At 63.5% G+C, this 14,649-nt stretch carries 16 protein-coding genes; 12 read left to right on the plus strand and 4 right to left on the minus strand.

Annotated features, from left to right (window positions below; all coding sequences use genetic code 11):
• Positions 1–53 precede the first annotated feature (53 nt).
• The 11 genes from ACMKFF_RS06700 to ACMKFF_RS06750 all read left to right on the plus strand — a co-directional run bounded on the left by ACMKFF_RS06700 (position 54) and on the right by ACMKFF_RS06750 (position 9,750).
• Entirely contained in the window at positions 54–1,019 is a 966-nt protein-coding gene (locus ACMKFF_RS06700) for an alpha/beta fold hydrolase (protein WP_419496457.1), read from the plus strand.
• On the plus strand, positions 1,016–1,549 hold the full coding sequence (locus tag ACMKFF_RS06705) for a cysteine hydrolase family protein (RefSeq protein ID WP_419496458.1): 534 nt from the start codon (positions 1,016–1,018) through the stop codon (positions 1,547–1,549). Before ACMKFF_RS06700 ends, ACMKFF_RS06705 begins: the two co-directional genes overlap by 4 nt.
• Before the next feature lie 154 nt (positions 1,550–1,703).
• Entirely contained in the window at positions 1,704–2,633 is a 930-nt protein-coding gene (locus tag ACMKFF_RS06710; protein WP_367927394.1) for an ACP S-malonyltransferase, read from the plus strand.
• Positions 2,615–3,460 carry an acetyl-CoA carboxylase, carboxyltransferase subunit beta gene (gene accD / locus ACMKFF_RS06715; RefSeq protein WP_418468997.1) on the plus strand — a complete coding sequence of 282 codons (846 nt, stop codon included), beginning with the start codon at positions 2,615–2,617 and terminating at the stop codon, positions 3,458–3,460. The genes ACMKFF_RS06710 and accD overlap by 19 nt, the downstream gene beginning before the upstream one ends.
• A 6-nt stretch (positions 3,461–3,466) precedes the next feature.
• Positions 3,467–4,279, plus strand: a complete 813-nt coding sequence (gene accA / locus ACMKFF_RS06720) for a carboxyltransferase subunit alpha (RefSeq protein ID WP_419496459.1) — start codon at positions 3,467–3,469, stop codon at positions 4,277–4,279.
• A 69-nt stretch (positions 4,280–4,348) separates the two neighbouring features.
• Positions 4,349–4,597, plus strand: a complete 249-nt coding sequence (locus tag ACMKFF_RS06725; RefSeq protein ID WP_367927391.1) for an acyl carrier protein — start codon at positions 4,349–4,351, stop codon at positions 4,595–4,597.
• Positions 4,598–6,736 carry a beta-ketoacyl synthase N-terminal-like domain-containing protein gene (locus ACMKFF_RS06730; RefSeq protein ID WP_419496460.1) on the plus strand — a complete coding sequence of 713 codons (2,139 nt, stop codon included), beginning with the start codon at positions 4,598–4,600 and terminating at the stop codon, positions 6,734–6,736.
• Positions 6,733–7,464, plus strand: a complete 732-nt coding sequence (locus ACMKFF_RS06735; protein ID WP_349136791.1) for an SDR family NAD(P)-dependent oxidoreductase — start codon at positions 6,733–6,735, stop codon at positions 7,462–7,464. The genes ACMKFF_RS06730 and ACMKFF_RS06735 overlap by 4 nt, the downstream gene beginning before the upstream one ends.
• Positions 7,461–7,901, plus strand: coding sequence for a 3-hydroxyacyl-ACP dehydratase FabZ (gene fabZ / locus ACMKFF_RS06740; RefSeq protein ID WP_367927389.1), 441 nt, complete (start codon positions 7,461–7,463; stop codon positions 7,899–7,901). Before ACMKFF_RS06735 ends, fabZ begins: the two co-directional genes overlap by 4 nt.
• Positions 7,898–8,587: a flavodoxin family protein gene (locus ACMKFF_RS06745; protein ID WP_419496461.1), complete on the plus strand. Its 690-nt coding sequence runs from the start codon at positions 7,898–7,900 to the stop codon at positions 8,585–8,587. Before fabZ ends, ACMKFF_RS06745 begins: the two co-directional genes overlap by 4 nt.
• 356 nt (positions 8,588–8,943) lie before the next feature.
• Positions 8,944–9,750 (plus strand): hypothetical protein, encoded by an 807-nt coding sequence (locus tag ACMKFF_RS06750; protein WP_418487079.1) that lies wholly within the window; start codon positions 8,944–8,946, stop codon positions 9,748–9,750.
• Between the two features lie 56 nt (positions 9,751–9,806).
• On the opposite strand, the gene ychF is transcribed toward ACMKFF_RS06750, so the two are convergent.
• The 3 genes from ychF to ACMKFF_RS06765 form a co-directional block, all read right to left on the minus strand.
• Positions 9,807–10,904 carry a redox-regulated ATPase YchF gene (ychF, locus tag ACMKFF_RS06755; protein WP_418487078.1) on the minus strand — a complete coding sequence of 366 codons (1,098 nt, stop codon included), beginning with the start codon at positions 10,902–10,904 and terminating at the stop codon, positions 9,807–9,809.
• A gap of 89 nt (positions 10,905–10,993) precedes the next feature.
• Positions 10,994–12,211, minus strand: a complete 1,218-nt coding sequence (locus ACMKFF_RS06760) for an L-serine ammonia-lyase, iron-sulfur-dependent, subunit alpha (RefSeq protein WP_419496462.1) — start codon at positions 12,209–12,211, stop codon at positions 10,994–10,996.
• Between the two features lie 167 nt (positions 12,212–12,378).
• Positions 12,379–12,528, minus strand: coding sequence for a hypothetical protein (locus ACMKFF_RS06765; RefSeq protein ID WP_349134830.1), 150 nt, complete (start codon positions 12,526–12,528; stop codon positions 12,379–12,381).
• 156 nt (positions 12,529–12,684) lie between these two features.
• On the opposite strand from ACMKFF_RS06765, the gene proS reads away from it, so the two are divergent.
• Positions 12,685–14,121, plus strand: a complete 1,437-nt coding sequence (gene proS / locus ACMKFF_RS06770; RefSeq protein WP_367927385.1) for a proline--tRNA ligase — start codon at positions 12,685–12,687, stop codon at positions 14,119–14,121.
• A 69-nt stretch (positions 14,122–14,190) separates the two neighbouring features.
• Here the strand turns inward: proS and ACMKFF_RS06775 are convergent.
• On the minus strand, positions 14,191–14,649 hold a 459-nt coding region (locus tag ACMKFF_RS06775; protein WP_419496463.1), incomplete at its 5' end, for a hypothetical protein.

A 14,649-nucleotide genomic window follows, 5' to 3' on the forward strand; every position in this document is an offset into this window, starting at 1 on the left:
GTGCTATAATAAGAAATCCTGTGATGGGAAGAAGAAAGAAAGAGGGCGCAGCTATGGGGGAGCTTCCGTTTGCGCTCGCGCCGGAGGCGGCGTTGGGCGCATGGCTCCGGGAGGCGGAGCGGGAGATGGAGCCGCACCGCACGGCGGGGACCTATCGCGGCTTTGACGGCACGGAGCTGCCGTGGCAGGCCGTGCACGCAGACCGGCCGCGTGCCCATGTGGTCCTCCTGCACGGGTTCACGGAGTTCCCGGAAAAATACCGGGAGCTGTGCCGCTATCTCCGGCAGGCGGGCTGCACGGTCTGGCTGCCGGTGCTGCGCGGCCACGGGCAGGGCGGCATCGTGCATGTCGACCGGTTCGAGGACTATGTACGCGATATAGCCTGCTTCCTGCGGGATATCGTCCCGGAGCGGCCGCTGCTGTTCGGCCACTCCATGGGCGGCGGCGTGGCCGCGCGCCTTCTGCAGGAGCGGCCGGACTGTGCTGCACGCGCCGTTTTGTGCTCGCCCATGCTCTGCCCGCAGACGGGCCGCGCGCCGCACTGGCTGGCGCTCGGCTGTGCGCGCATGCTGCTGCGGCGGGGCGAGCGGGAGAAAAGCCCGCTGTTTTCCGGCGCTTATGATCCCAACGCCGAATTTTCGTGCAGCGGCTGCACGAGCCGCGCCCGTTTCCGCGCCGCCATGGACTGCCGCGCAGAGTGTCCTGCCTATCAGACGATGGGCGCGTCGAACCGCTGGGTCTATGAATCGCTTGCCCTGCGCAGCCGGGTCCTCAGCCCGCGCGCCTGCCGCAGGGTGCAGGTCCCGGTCCTGGTGTGCAGCGCCGGGCGGGACACGCAGGTCAGCCTGCGGGAGCAGCGCCTGTTGGCCGCGCGCCTGCCGCAGGGGCGGCTGCTGGAATTCCCCGACGAAAAGCACGAGCTGTACAACGCCGGAAATGCCGGATTGGCGGCATTCCTAGGTGCGGTTCTGGAATTTTTCGGTCTGACGGCCGGATACGGAAAGGAAGAGACAAAATGACCTTACTTATCGTAGTCGATATGCAGAATGACTTCGTGACCGGTGCGCTGGGCACGGCGGAGGCGCAGGCGATCGTGCCGCATGTGAATGCGAAGATCGCAGCGGCGGATGCCGTCGTCTATACACTCGACACCCACGGCGAGGACTACCTTGCCACGCAGGAGGGCAAGAGGCTGCCCGTGCCGCACTGCATCCGCGGCACCTGGGGCCACGCGCTGGCCGACGGCCTGACCGTCCGGGCGGAGGCAGGGCGGATCGAAAAGCCGACGTTCGGCTCCACTGCCCTCGGCGAGCTGGTGCGCAGCCGCTTCGCGGCGGGCGAAATCGACCGCGTGGAGCTCGTCGGCCTGTGCACGGATATCTGCGTCATTTCGAACGCCCTGCTGTGCAAGGCCTTCTGCCCGGAGCTTCCCGTTTCCGTGGATGCGGCCTGCTGCGCGGGCGTGACGCCCGAGACCCACCGCAATGCGCTCTCTGCGATGCAGTGCTGTCAGATCGACGTGTTAAATATTGCACCCGACGCGAAGTGACAGCTCGGGATGAAACTGTAACAGGATATTTCTTTGGACATTTCGACGGCGGCGTATGAAAATAGCGCAGCTTTCAGGGAATGCACATTGCGAAAGCAATGGGGTTTTGCTATAGTGGCTACAAACGAAAACTGTCGAGAAATGAGGGTCGACTATGGGAAAGACCGCTTTTCTGTTCTCCGGGCAGGGCGCGCAGCGCGCCGGCATGGGGAAGGAATTCTATGAACATTTTGCCTCCGTCCGCGCGTTGTTTGACGCTGCGGAGGAGCTTCGCCCCGGCACGCTGCAGCAGATGTTCGCCGGGAGCGATGACGAGCTGCGCCAGACCGAAAACACGCAGCCCTGCCTGTACCTGGCCGATCTTGCCGCCGCCTACGCCCTGCGCGACAGCGGCCTGCAGCCGGAGGCTGTTGCGGGCTTCTCGCTCGGCGAGATCCCTGCGCTGGCCTTTGCCGGGGCCTATGACGGCATGACGGGCTTCCGCCTTGCCTGCGCGCGCGGCGCAAGCATGGCGCGGGCCGGGAAAAATGTCAACGCCTCCATGGCGGCCATTGTCAAGCTGCCGGACGAGACGGTCGAGCGCCTCTGCGCCGCCTATGACCATGTCTGGCCGGTCAATTACAACTGCGACGGGCAGATCGCCGTCTCGGGCGACCGGGATGAGCTGGAGCGCCTGTATGCCGATGTCGCGGCCGCAGGCGGCCGCAGCATGCCGCTGAATGTCAGCGGCGGCTTCCACTCGCCGTATATGGACCCCGCTTCGGCGGAGTTCGGCGCGATCCTCGCGGACACGCCCCTGCAGAAGCCCACGCTTCCGGCCTATGCCAACCGCACGGCCGAGCCCTACGGCGAGAATGTCCGCGAGCTGCTCACGCAGCAGATCAACCATCCGGTCCGCTGGAAGGAGACGCTGCGCCATCTGAACGAGCAGGGCTTTGACACGTTTGTCGAGTGCGGCGCGGGCATGGTGCTGTGCAAGCTCGTGCGCAAGAATCTGCCGGAATGCCGCAGCTTTGCGGTCGACAGCCTTGCCGGTCTGGCAAAGCTGCAGGAGGAGGGAATGCTGTGCTGCTCCGCGACCTGATCCGCGAATATACGCAGAGCCGCACGGAGCTGCCCCCCGCGCCTCCGGCGCGCCCGGTGCCGCAGACGCACGTCTGCCCAAAGTGCAAAATGGAGAGCGGCCGCACGGCCGTGGAGCAGGGCGCGATGATCTGCCCGGCCTGCGGCGCGTATTTCCGTATGAATGCGCGGGAGCGCATCACGCACACGTTCGATGCCGGGAGCTTCCAGGAGCTGGATGCCGATGTGACGAGCGTCGATTTTCTGAGCTTCCCCGGTTATGCCGAAAAGCTGGAAAAGGCCCGCAAAACGACGGGCGAGAACGAGGCGGTCCTGTGCGGAACGGCCGCCATCGGCGGCATGTTCTGCGCGACGTTCGTCATGGATTCCAGCTTTATCATGGCCTCCATGGGCTCTGCCGTGGGCGAGAAGATCACCCGCCTGTTTGAGTTCGCACTGGCCCAGCGCCTGCCTGTCATCGGCTTCACGGCCTCCGGCGGCGCGCGGATGCAGGAGGGCGTCGTGTCCCTCATGCAGATGGCCAAGTGCTCCGGCGCGGTCAAGCGCCACAGCGAGGCGGGACTTCTGTACATCGCCGTGCTGACCGATCCGACGACCGGCGGCGTGACGGCTTCGTTCGCCATGCAGGCGGATATCATTCTCGCCGAGCCGAACGCGCTCATCGGCTTTGCCGGCCGCCGCGTCGTGGAGCAGACGACCGGCTCGCAGCTGCCCGGCAATTTCCAACGCGCGGAGTTCCTGCGCGAGCATGGCTTTGTCGACGCGGTGATCGAGCGGCGCGCTCTGCCGGTCACGCTGGGTAACCTGCTCTATCTGCACGGAGGATGAGCGAAAATGAATGCTTTTGAACGCTTGAAAGAGGCCCGGCACGCCGGGCGTCCGACGGGCGCGGCCTATGTTGCCGCGCTGTTTGAAAACCGCCTCGACCTGTGCGGCGACCGCCGCTTCGGCGAGGACCCGGCCATCATTTCCGGCATCGGCACGCTCAGCGGCCGTCCCGTGACCTATATCGCCATCGACAAGGGCGCGGACCTCGACAGCCGCATGCGCAACCACTTCGGCTGCCCCATGCCGGAGGGCTACCGCAAGGCCCTGCGCCTGATGAAGCAGGCCGAAAAATTCCACCGCCCCGTTATCTGCCTCGTCGACACGCTCGGCGCCTACTGCGGCGCGGAGGCCGAGGAGCGCGGGCAGGGCGAGGCCATCGCCGAGAACATTCTGGAAATGATGGGCCTGCGCACGCCGGTCGTCTCCGTCGTCATCGGCGAGGGCGGCAGCGGCGGCGCGCTGGCGCTGGCTGCGGCCGACCGCGTGTATATGCTGGAAAACGCCGTTTACTCCGTCATTTCGCCGGAGGGCTGTGCCAGCATCCTCTGGAAGGACTCCGGCCGCGTGGCGGATGCCGCGCAGTGCCTGCACATCACGGCGGCCGATATGGTCGACCTGCATGTGGCCGAGGAGATCATCCCGGAGAATTTCGCCGATTTCCCGCAGATGTGCGCCGCCATGACGGTGCAGCTCACGATGGACCTCGACGAGCTGTGCGCCCTTTCGCCGGAGGAGCTGCTCGAGCAGCGCTACCGCCGCTACCGCCGCATCGGCGTGTATGAGGAAAACGGCAGCATCGTCCGCTTCACGGAACATTGAGATATTCCGGACAATTTCGGAGTACCATAAATACCATGTAATTTTTGAATCATAAGGAGATAGATCACCATGACGAAGACTGAAATTGCAGAGAAGATCAAGAACATGATCAGCGAGAACCTGCGCATCCCCGAAAACATGCTGGACGACGATGCCGAGCTGTTCGGCGGCGACATCGGCCTGGACTCCGTTGACTCCCTCGAGATCATTTCCGGCATCGACGACCTGTTCGGCGTCGACATGACCGGCGTGGACCGCGAGCACTTCCAGACCATCAACGCGCTGGCTTCCTATGTCGAGGAGCATGTGGAGCAGTAAATGGAAAAGCGTTGTGTCATCACCGGCCTTGGCCTGATCTGTGCCGCCGGTAACGACGTGGATACCTGCTGGCAGAATATCTGCGCCGGAAAAACCGGGATCGACGAGGTCAAGTCCGTCTCGACGGAGGGCTGCGTCTCCCATGTGGGAGCGGAGGTGCACTGTGAGGACCTCCCCGCGCCCGAATATGACCGCTCCGTCCGCCTTTGCCTGCATGCGGCCCACGAGGCCGTGCGCGACGGCAGGCTGACGGACAGCGCCGTCCGCGAGGCGGGTGTCATCCTTGGCAGCTGCGTCGGCGGCGCTGCGAGCATCGACCACTATTACACCGGCCTGCTGCAGGGCCGCACGGAGGAGCAGGATGTTCTGAAGATGTCCGCCTCCGCCATTGCGGCGAACACTGCCTTCGCGCTCGGCGCGAACGGCGAAACGGCGAACATCGTCAACGCCTGCGCGGCGGGCACGATGAGCGTTTCGTATGCGTGCGACCTCATCCGCCTCGGCCGCGGCGAAATTTTTCTCGCGGGCGGCACGGATGCGTTCTCATCCCTTGCCTATGCGGGCTTCAATGCGCTGCATGCGCTCTCGGCCGGCCCCTGCTCTCCGCTGAACCACAGCAACGGCATCTCCCTCGGCGAGGGCGCCGGTGTTCTGGTCGTGGAGGAGTATGAGCACGCCGTCCGCCGCGGCGCAAAGATCTACTGCGAGGTGGCGGGCTGGGGCGTCAGCTCTGATGCCTTCCACATCACTGCGCCGCAGCCGCAGGGCGAGGGGCAGATGGCCGCGCTGCACCGCGCCATGGTCAACGCCGGAACGGAAGCGGGCGACATCGGCTACATCAACGCCCACGGCACCGGCACGGCCAAGAACGACGCGGCGGAGTTCCTGTCGCTGCACACGCTTTTCGAGGGCGCGGCTCCGTCCGTCAGCTCGACGAAGTCCATGACGGGCCACTGCCTCGGCGCGGCGGGCGCGATCGAAGCTGTCCTCAGCGTCAAGGCGCTGACGGAGAACACGGTTCTTCCGACGACGGGCTATGCCCCGGAGGATCTGGCTCCGCTGGCCGAAAAGGCCGGGAACCTCGACTGCGTCGTGAACGTCGCTCGCGAGCGCGAGCTGGAGAACGTCATGTCGAACTCGTTCGCATTCGGCGGCACGAACGCCAGCATCATTTTCTCGAAAAAGCCGCACCCGGCGGAGCAGACCGGCAAGCGCCGCATCTGCGTGACGGGCATCGGCGAGCTGCTGTCCGAGGCGGACGGCACGGCGAGCGTTCAGCGCGAGCTGACGCCGGAGGATTTCGGCGCGCGCGATGTGAAGCTCGGCTTCTACCGCAAGCTCGACCGTTTCAGCCAGATGCAGGTCCTCAGCGGCGTGGACGCCCTGCGCGACGCGGGCTTCACCATCGATGCGGACAACGCCTCCCGCGTCGGCAGTACGATCGGCACGGCAGACGGCCCCATGGCCGAGATCACGTCGTTCCAGAAGACCGTCTGCGAAAAGGGCCCGGCAGCGGGCAGCGCCTTCAGCTTCCCGCATACCGTGTATAACGCGGCGGGTGGCTACCTGTCCATTTTTACCGGTCTGAAGGGCTTCTGCGCCACGATCGCCAACGGCACGCAGGCGGGCCTGCAGAGCGTCATCTGTGCCTGCGATGAGCTGCGCTCCGGCGCGGTCGACGCCGTACTTGCCGCCGGAACGGACGAAAATTCCGAAAATATCACCGAGGTCTATTCGCACCTGCCGCTGCCCGGCCATGTCGTCGGCGAGGGCTGCGTGACGATGCTCCTCGAGGATGCCGCTGCCGCACAGGCGCGCGGCGCAAGGATCTACGCCGAAATTCTCGGCTATGCCGGGACGCATCAGGCGGCCCGCTACGGCTCGGAGCCTGCGCAGGAGCAGGTCGACCGCACGCTGGCAGGGGCCCTGCAGGACGCGGGCCTGACCGCCGTCGACCGTCTGTTCACCGCACAGGAGATGAAGGCCCGCACCGGCGACGCCCGCGCGGCCTCCGCCGCTCTGGCGTTGGCAGAGGCCTGCCGCGCTGTGTCGTCCGGCGAGTGCCGCATGGCTGCTGCGCTGGCCACCGGCTGGACCGGCAGCATCAGCTGCGTGATCGTTGGGAGGAAAGAAGCATGAGCATTGCACTTGTGACCGGCGCGTCGCGCGGCATCGGCAGAGCCTGCGCGCTGGCGCTTGCCAAACGCGGCTATGATGTCGCGGTGAACTATGTCTCGAACGAGGCTGCCGCGCAGGCGGTCGTCGCGGAGATCGAGGCGCTAGGCGTGCGCAGTCTGGCCGTCCGCGCCAACACGGCAGAGCTGCCGGAGGTCAAGGATATGTTCCGCACCGTCGTGCGCGAAATGGGCGGCCTCGATGTCCTAGTGAACAATGCGGGCGTCGTGGACGACCGCTATCTCATGATGCTCACGGAGGATTCCCTGACCCGCAGCCTCGATATCAATATCAAGGGCTATTTCCACTGCGCGCAGCAGGCGGCGCTCAAGATGTTCAAGAAGAAGTCCGGCGTGATCGTCAACATCTCCTCCGTCAGCTCCGTGCTGGCCATTCCCGGCCAGAGCGTCTACAGCGCGACGAAGGGCGCGGTCAATGCGCTCACGGCGACGCTCGCCAAGGAGCTTGCGCCCTACGGCATCCGCGTCAACGCCGTCGCCCCCGGCTTCGTCGAGACGGAGATGCTCGACCATATCCCGCAGGAGCAGCGCGAGGGCTATCTCAAGTCCGTGCCGATGGGCCGCTTTGCCAAGCCGGAAGAGGTCGGCGACGCCGTCTGCACCCTGTGCGACCCGACGCTGTCCTACCTGACCGGCCAGACGCTCATCCTCGATGGAGGGCTGAGCCTGTGAATCTGCTGGAGATCAATGCGCGCATCCGTCAGCGCCCGCCGTTCCAGATGATCGAACGCGTGACGGCGCTGGAGCCCGGCAAGAGCGCCGACGGCATCAAGTGTGTTTCCGTCAACGAGCCGTATTTTCAGGGCCATATGCCCGGCCTGCCCATCATGCCGGGCGTCCTGCTCATCGAGAGCGCCGCGCAGCTGTGCTCCCTCGTCATCGAGGCAGACGGCAGCGACGACAGCAAGGTCTATGTGCTGCTGAAGGTGCGCGATTTCAAATTCGTCCGTCCCGTTGTGCCCGGAGACCGGCTGGAGATCCATGCCGAGATGGTGCGCGGCGGCGCGGGAGTCTACACGTTCGACGTGACGATCTCCTGCGACGGCGGCGTGCGCGCCAAGGGCGAGCTGATGTTTACGGCCGTGGCGCAGGATTCCATCTACGCATGAGAGTCCTCGTCCTCAACGCCAGCCCGAAGGGCGAGCAGAGCCACACCATGGCCATCACCCGCGCGTTTCTCTCCGGCTTCCCGGAGGGGACGCAGACGGAGCTGCTCGAGCTGCGCCGTCTGAACATCCGGCCCTGCACGGGCTGCCTCGGCTGCTGGACGAAAACGCCCGGCCGCTGCGTGCAGCGCGACGACATGGATCGGGTCTATGCGGCCATTGCGGCGGCTGATGTCGTCGTCGAGAGCTTCCCGCTGTATTTTTACGGCATTCCCGGCACGCTCAAGACGCTGACGGACCGCTGCCTGCCCTATACGAAGGCCTATGGCTGGAGCAGCCGGGCCGTGCACGAGCTGCGCGACCCCGCCATGCTCGAAAAGCGCCTGGTGCTCATCTCCACCTGCTGGCACACGGGCATTGAGCGCCTGTATGCGGCGGTACGAACGGCCTATGCCGAGTATGCGCCCGGCTATCAGGCAATCTTCTGCCCGCAGGGCGAGCTGTTCGCCATCGATGCCTGCCGCCGGCAGGTCAGCACCTATCTGGCCGATGCGGCGCAGGCGGGGCGCGAGGTCGCGCAGACCGGCCGCATCGCGGACGACACGGCGGCGCGGCTGGCGCGGCCCATCCTCTCGGATGCCACGTTCGAGCGCATCACGCGCCCGCACTGGAGCATCATCGACGAATAAACAGCGGAGGCGGAGCATTTCGGCTGAGTACTTTTTTCAAAACGGATGTGGAACAATCCCGCATCCGTTCAGCTTGACGAAAAGTCCCTTCGGGCCTTTCCGCCAAGCTGCCTTCCAAAATTGCAAAATAGAATTTTGTAGTATTATTTTGCAATTTTGCCGCTGCGGCGGGTGATGGAACGCGAAAGGACACCCTGACGGTTTCCTTTCACACTTTTCTTCCCTCCGAAATTTTCAGCTGAGTACTTATTTCAAAACGGATGCGGAACATTTCCGCATCCGTTTCGTCAAATAGGGCAAGAAGAATAGCGCAGGGGATACCCTGTTAGAAACCATGGACAAAGGAGAACAAACCTATGAAACGGATATTTGCGGTTCTGCTGGCGCTGAGCCTGCTTCTGCTCGCGGCGTGCTCGAAGGGCGTTTCCCCCACGGAGCCGTCCCCGACCGAGCCTGCCACGCAGGCTCCGACCGAACCGGCGACCGAGGCCCCGACGGAGCCTTCGCAGACCGAGCCTGCCACGGAGCCGTCGCAGCCCGAGGAGAAAGGCCCGTTCACTGTGACCTATGCCCACGCGCAGGCCGACACGCACGGCTCCGGCGAGGTGTGGGTACAGCTGCTGGCCGAGGTCACAAACACCGGCTCGGAGCCGCTGACGCTCGGCGCAGCGGACTGGACGGTCTGCACGCCGGACGGAACGGAACTTGCCGTCCGCAAGGGCGTCTCCGCTTATCCGCAGACGATCGAGCCGGGCGAAAAGGGCTGGTATTATGATGAGTTCACTGTCGATACGGCCCAGACGGGCGAGCTTGCCGTGCAGTATGACGGCGACGCCCTCGCAGCATCCATCCGCGCGGCGGAGCAGAGCGGCGTGCGCTATGCCGTCTCGGATGTCAATCTGAAGGATTCCGTCTACGGCGGCGTGGAGCTGACGGGCCGTATCCGCAACGACACGGCGGAGCAGGGCAGACTCGTCTGCGTGGCGGCCGTGCTGCTCGACGAGTCGGAAAAGCCGCTCGGCGTGGTCTATACCGTGCTGGACAGCCCGCTCGAGGCCGGCGCGGAGAAGACGTTCGGCATGAGCAGCGAGATGCTCCCGCCGGAGGTCAAATCTGCGGACATCGCACAGGTCGAGACGTTCGCCTATCCGCTTGCGGAGTAAGTATATAAAAAACGGACCGGGTCGGAGATACCGACTCGGTCCGTTTTATACGGGACTTAAACGTTGAAGAGGAAGTTGACGATGTCGCCGTCCTTCATGACATACTCCTTGCCCTCGCTGCGGACAAGGCCCTTTGCCTTTGCGGCTGCCATGGTGCCGCAGGCCTTCAGATCGTCGAAGGCGATGACCTCCGCGCGGATGAAGCCGCGCTCAAAGTCACTGTGGATCTTACCGGCGGCCTGCGGGGCGCGGGTGCCCTTTTTGATCGTCCAGGCACGGCATTCGTCGCTGCCGGCCGTCAGGAACGAGATGAGGCCGAGCAGCTCATAGCTCGCCTGGATCAGACGGTCGAGGCCGGACTGCTTCAGGCCCAGCTCTTCCATGAACATGGCCTTTTCGTCCGGGTCGTCCAGCTCGGCGATGTCCGCCTCCAGCTTGGCGCAGATCGGCAGGGCAAGGGAGCCCTCCTCGTCGGCCAGCTTCTTGACCTGCTGGAAGTACGGCACGGACTCCGGATCGTTCACGGCGTCCTCCGAGACGTTCGCGGCATAGATCGTCCGCTTGAGCGTCAGCAGGTCAGACGTGGCGATGAGGGCGCGGTCGTCGTCGGAGCATTCGAACGTGCGGGCAAGCTTGCCCTCATTCAGATGCTCGAGCAGGGCAGAGAAGACCTCCGCCTCGCGCAGGAAGCGCTTGTCGCCGCCCTTGGCGGCCTTCTGGGCCTTGTCCATGCGGCGCTCGCACATTTCGGCGTCGGCGAGGATGAGCTCGAGATTGATGATGTCGATGTCGCGCAGCGGGTCTGTGCTGCCCTCGACATGGGTGACGTTCGGGTCGTCAAAGCAGCGCACGACGTGGATGATGGCGTCCGTCGTGCGGATGTTCGAAAGGAACTTGTTGCCGAGGCCCTCACCCTTGGACGCGCCCTTGACAAGGCCTGCAATGTCGACGAATTCGATCGTGGCGGGCGTGAATTTCTTCGGCTGATGCAGGTCGCGCAGCCACTCCAGACGCACATCCGGCACGGCTACGACGCCGACGTTCGGATCGATGGTGCAGAAGGCGTAGTTATCGGCGGGAATGCCCGCATTTGTGATCGCGTTGAACAGCGTGGACTTGCCGACGTTCGGCAGTCCGACGATACCAAGTTTCATGGATGCTGATCTCTCCTCTTGTTTCGAGTATGTTTTGCACCTATTATAGCAGACGAGTACGGCTCTCTCAAGCTGTTTTTGTCCAAATATCAATTCGCGGCGCGGCGGTCATAGAGCTTTGCAAGGCCGCCTTCGGAGGTCTCGCGGTATTTTGCGCTGATGTGCAGGCCGGTCTCCTTCATCGTGCGCACGACCATGTCGAAGCTGATGTTGCGCGAGCCGCACAGCAGGCCGGACAGGTTGAAGGCGTCCATGGCGCGCTTGGCAGCCACGGCGTTGCGCTCGATACACGGGATCTGGACAAGGCCGCAGATCGGGTCGCACGTCAGGCCGAGATGGTGCTCCATGGCGATCTCGGCGGCGTATTCCGTCTCCTCGATGCTCAGACCCATCAGAGCGCACAGTGCGGCGGCGGCCATGGAGCAGGCCGTGCCGATCTCTGCCTGACAGCCGCATTCCGCGCCGGAGATGGAGCCGTTGCGCTTGACGAGAGCGCCGAACAGGCCGGCGACGGCCAGCGCGCGCAGGACCTGCGCATCTGGGATATTGTGCGTTCTCTGCATGTACAGCAGCACGGCGGGCAGCACACCTGCGGAGCCGCAGGTCGGCGCGGTGACGATGGTGCCGTTGTCGGCGTTCTGTTCCGAAACGGCAAAGGCATAGGCACACACGATGCGCAGCTCGCGCACCTGCGGGCGCTCATTCTCCTTGCTCTGCGCATAGAGGCGCTTGGCCTTGCGCTCCACGTTCAGGCCGCCCGGCAGCGTGCCCTCGGCGGCCAGACCGTCGGCAATGGCCTGCTTCATCGTCTGCCAGACCTCCGCGAGAAAGTCCCAGATGCCGGGGCCCTCGTTCAGCTCCACATATTCGCTCAGCGAGATGTAGCGCCAGCGGCAGAACTGCGCGATCTCCGCAAAGGAATTTTCGGGATAGACCTCATCCTGCTCCTGCGGCGCATCCTGCCCCTCGATGCGGATGTCACCGCCGCCGATGGAGGCCACGCGCATGGTGGCGTAGGGCTTGCCTTCGCGGCAGGCAAAGAAGTCCAGCGTGTTCGGGTGCGGCAGGCTGTGCGGCGTCTCCTCTGAGAAGACGACCTCCGTCCGTTCGCGGCCGAGCACTTCATAGAGCACGCGGTCCGTGCCGTGGCCGCGCCCCGTCTTGGACAGCGAACCGTAAAGCACGACACGGTAGGTCTCCGCGTCGGGATATTTGCTCAGGAAAAGTCTGGCGGCGCGCTCCGGCCCCATGGTGTGGGAGCTGGACGGCCCCTTGCCGATCTTATAAACGTCGCGGATCGATTTCATCCGGGATCCCTCCATATTTCTGTGATCCCGGATATTATAGCATTCTGCCATGGAAAAAACAATCCCGGCCATATCCGGCAAGGGAACAAAAACCGCGAAAAACCGCCCCAAAAGGTGGAAAAAAATGCCCCGTTCCCGAATCGTGATATCCGGGAACGGGACGGCGGTCAGGGCTTGCGGAGCGCTTCGAGGGAAAGCTCGCCCGCCAGCTTGAACAGGGCGTCTGCCACAACGGTCTCCAGCGGGAGCCGGGCGCTCTCCGCCACACGGGTATAGAAGGCGGCGGCCGCCGCGTCAAGGTCAATGGTGAGTCGCAAGGGAAACGGCCTCCTTCGGGGAAAGAATCCTGCTCCATAGTATGCTGAGGCTTGACAGGCGTGTGAAAATGGGTTAAATTATTATGGTATATTGGTATCGCTGCGCAACGGCGTCTTCCGGCGCGCTGCGGCAGCTTCGAAAGGATGAGGCAGGCTATGGCCAAAGAAAAGAAAGTTGAACAGATCACCGATATGGAGGTCGATTTTGCCCAGTGGTACACGGATGTCTGCAAAAAGGCAGAGCTGATCGACTATTCCTCGATCAAGGGCATGTTTATCTACCGTCCGTACGGCTATGCCATTTGGGAAAATATCCAGCGTCTGATGGATGCGGAATTCAAGAAGACCGGCGCAGAGAACGTCTATATGCCGATGCTGATCCCGGAATCCCTGCTGCAGAAGGAAAAGGACCACGTCGAGGGCTTCGCGCCGGAGTGCGCGTGGGTCACGATGGGCGGCAGTGAGAAGCTCGAGGAGCGCTACTGTATCCGCCCGACGTCCGAGACGCTGTTCTGCGAGCACTTCCACGACATCATCCACTCCTGGCGCGATCTGCCGAAGATGTACAACCAGTGGTGCAGCGTGCTGCGCTGGGAAAAGACGAGCCGTCCGTTCCTGCGCCACCGCGAGTTCCTCTGGCAGGAGGGACACACCATGCACGCCACGGCCGAGGAGGCCCGCGAGGAGACAGAGCGCATGCTCAATGTGTATGCCGACTTCTGCGAGAACGTGCTGGCCATGCCAGTCACGCGCGGCCAGAAAACCGACAAGGAAAAGTTCAACGGCGCCGAGGCGACCTATACGATCGAGTGCATGATGCACGACCGCAAGGCCCTGCAGGCGGGCACGTCCCACTTCTTCGGCGACGGCTTTGCCAAGGCGTTCGACATTTTCTATACGGATAAGAACAACCAGAAGGTCAACCCCTTCCAGACGTCCTGGGGCGTCTCCACGCGTCTGATCGGCGGCATCATCATGACCCACGGCGACAACAGCGGCCTCGTCCTGCCGCCGAAGATCGCGCCGGTGCAGATCGTCATCATCCCGATCGCCATGCACAAGGAGGGCGTGCTCGAGAAGGCACGCGCCGTCGCCGAGACGCTGCGCGCGGCCGGCCTTCGCGTGAAGCTCGACGAGTCCGAGCAGAGCCCCGGCTGGAAGTTTGCGGAATATGAGATGAAGGGCGTGCCGCTCCGTCTGGAGCTCGGCCCGAAGGACATCGAGCAGAACCAGTGCGTGCTCGTCCGCCGCGACAACGGCGAAAAGAGCTTCGTCTCGCTCGACTCCCTGGTCGAATCCGCCAACACGCTCATGGATGCCGTGCACGACGGCATGTATGCCAAGGCAAAGCGCAACCTTGACGAGAATATCTACGATGCCTTCACGCTCGAGGAGGCCAAGCGCCTGCAGCAGGAGCACGGCGGCTTCATCCGCACGATGTGGTGCGGCGACGAGGCCTGCGAGATCCGCATGAAGGAGGAGGCCGGTATGACGAGCCGCTGCATCCCGTTTGCGCAGCAGCACCTCGCCGACACCTGCGCCATCTGCGGCAAGCCTGCCAAGAAGATGATCTACTGGGGCGTTGCCTATTGAGCTGTTGAAGAAGTCCAAAGGACTTTTTCAACAATGGGATCTCAGTCCGCTGCGCGCACGAATCGCCCGTCAAAGACGGGCGATTCGCACACTGGCGGGCTGAGCGGTATTTTCTCCGACGTACACGCCGCCGGAGAAAATGATCTCACTTTTTTCGCCGCCTGCGGGCGACGAACTCTGCGAGGCTTTTTGTACACGAAGCCCGGAGCGTTTTCCCTGGGTCAGCTTGGTAAAGAAGTCCCTTTGAACTTTTTCGCCAAGCTGCTTTCCAAATTGCAAAATCAATTTTTGTATCATGATTTTGCAATTCTGCCGCTGCGGCGGGTTATTTGACGCGAAAGGAAACCCTGACGGTTTCCTTTCACACGATCCTTCCCTCCAAAATTTGGGGCTGGACTGGTTTTTCAACAGTCCGGAATGCCTGTGAAGCATTTTCCCTGAGATTCCCACGTCGCTTCGCTCCTCGGAATGACACGACTGGGAGTTCTCTGTCAAATGCAAACCGCCCGCAGCAGGGGCTTCCTGCTG

It is taken from the genome of Faecousia sp., from assembly GCF_048519415.1.
Taxonomy (GTDB): Bacteria; Bacillota; Clostridia; order Oscillospirales; family Oscillospiraceae; genus JAZOXB01.

What these genes read in the sequence shown, in the direction of transcription:
- ACMKFF_RS06760 (WP_419496462.1), bottom strand. Translation starts at nt 12,211, where the DNA reads ATGAAATCGATCCGCGACGTTTATAAGATCGGCAAGGGGCCGTCCAGC.
- ACMKFF_RS06735 (WP_349136791.1), top strand. Translation starts at nt 6,733, where the DNA reads ATGAGCATTGCACTTGTGACCGGCGCGTCGCGCGGCATCGGCAGAGCC.
- ychF (WP_418487078.1), bottom strand. Translation starts at nt 10,904, where the DNA reads ATGAAACTTGGTATCGTCGGACTGCCGAACGTCGGCAAGTCCACGCTG.
- accA (WP_419496459.1), top strand. Translation starts at nt 3,467, where the DNA reads ATGAATGCTTTTGAACGCTTGAAAGAGGCCCGGCACGCCGGGCGTCCG.
- ACMKFF_RS06725 (WP_367927391.1), top strand. Translation starts at nt 4,349, where the DNA reads ATGACGAAGACTGAAATTGCAGAGAAGATCAAGAACATGATCAGCGAG.
- ACMKFF_RS06730 (WP_419496460.1), top strand. Translation starts at nt 4,598, where the DNA reads ATGGAAAAGCGTTGTGTCATCACCGGCCTTGGCCTGATCTGTGCCGCC.
- ACMKFF_RS06710 (WP_367927394.1), top strand. Translation starts at nt 1,704, where the DNA reads ATGGGAAAGACCGCTTTTCTGTTCTCCGGGCAGGGCGCGCAGCGCGCC.
- ACMKFF_RS06745 (WP_419496461.1), top strand. Translation starts at nt 7,898, where the DNA reads ATGAGAGTCCTCGTCCTCAACGCCAGCCCGAAGGGCGAGCAGAGCCAC.
- ACMKFF_RS06705 (WP_419496458.1), top strand. Translation starts at nt 1,016, where the DNA reads ATGACCTTACTTATCGTAGTCGATATGCAGAATGACTTCGTGACCGGT.
- ACMKFF_RS06750 (WP_418487079.1), top strand. Translation starts at nt 8,944, where the DNA reads ATGAAACGGATATTTGCGGTTCTGCTGGCGCTGAGCCTGCTTCTGCTC.
- ACMKFF_RS06700 (WP_419496457.1), top strand. Translation starts at nt 54, where the DNA reads ATGGGGGAGCTTCCGTTTGCGCTCGCGCCGGAGGCGGCGTTGGGCGCA.
- proS (WP_367927385.1), top strand. Translation starts at nt 12,685, where the DNA reads ATGGCCAAAGAAAAGAAAGTTGAACAGATCACCGATATGGAGGTCGAT.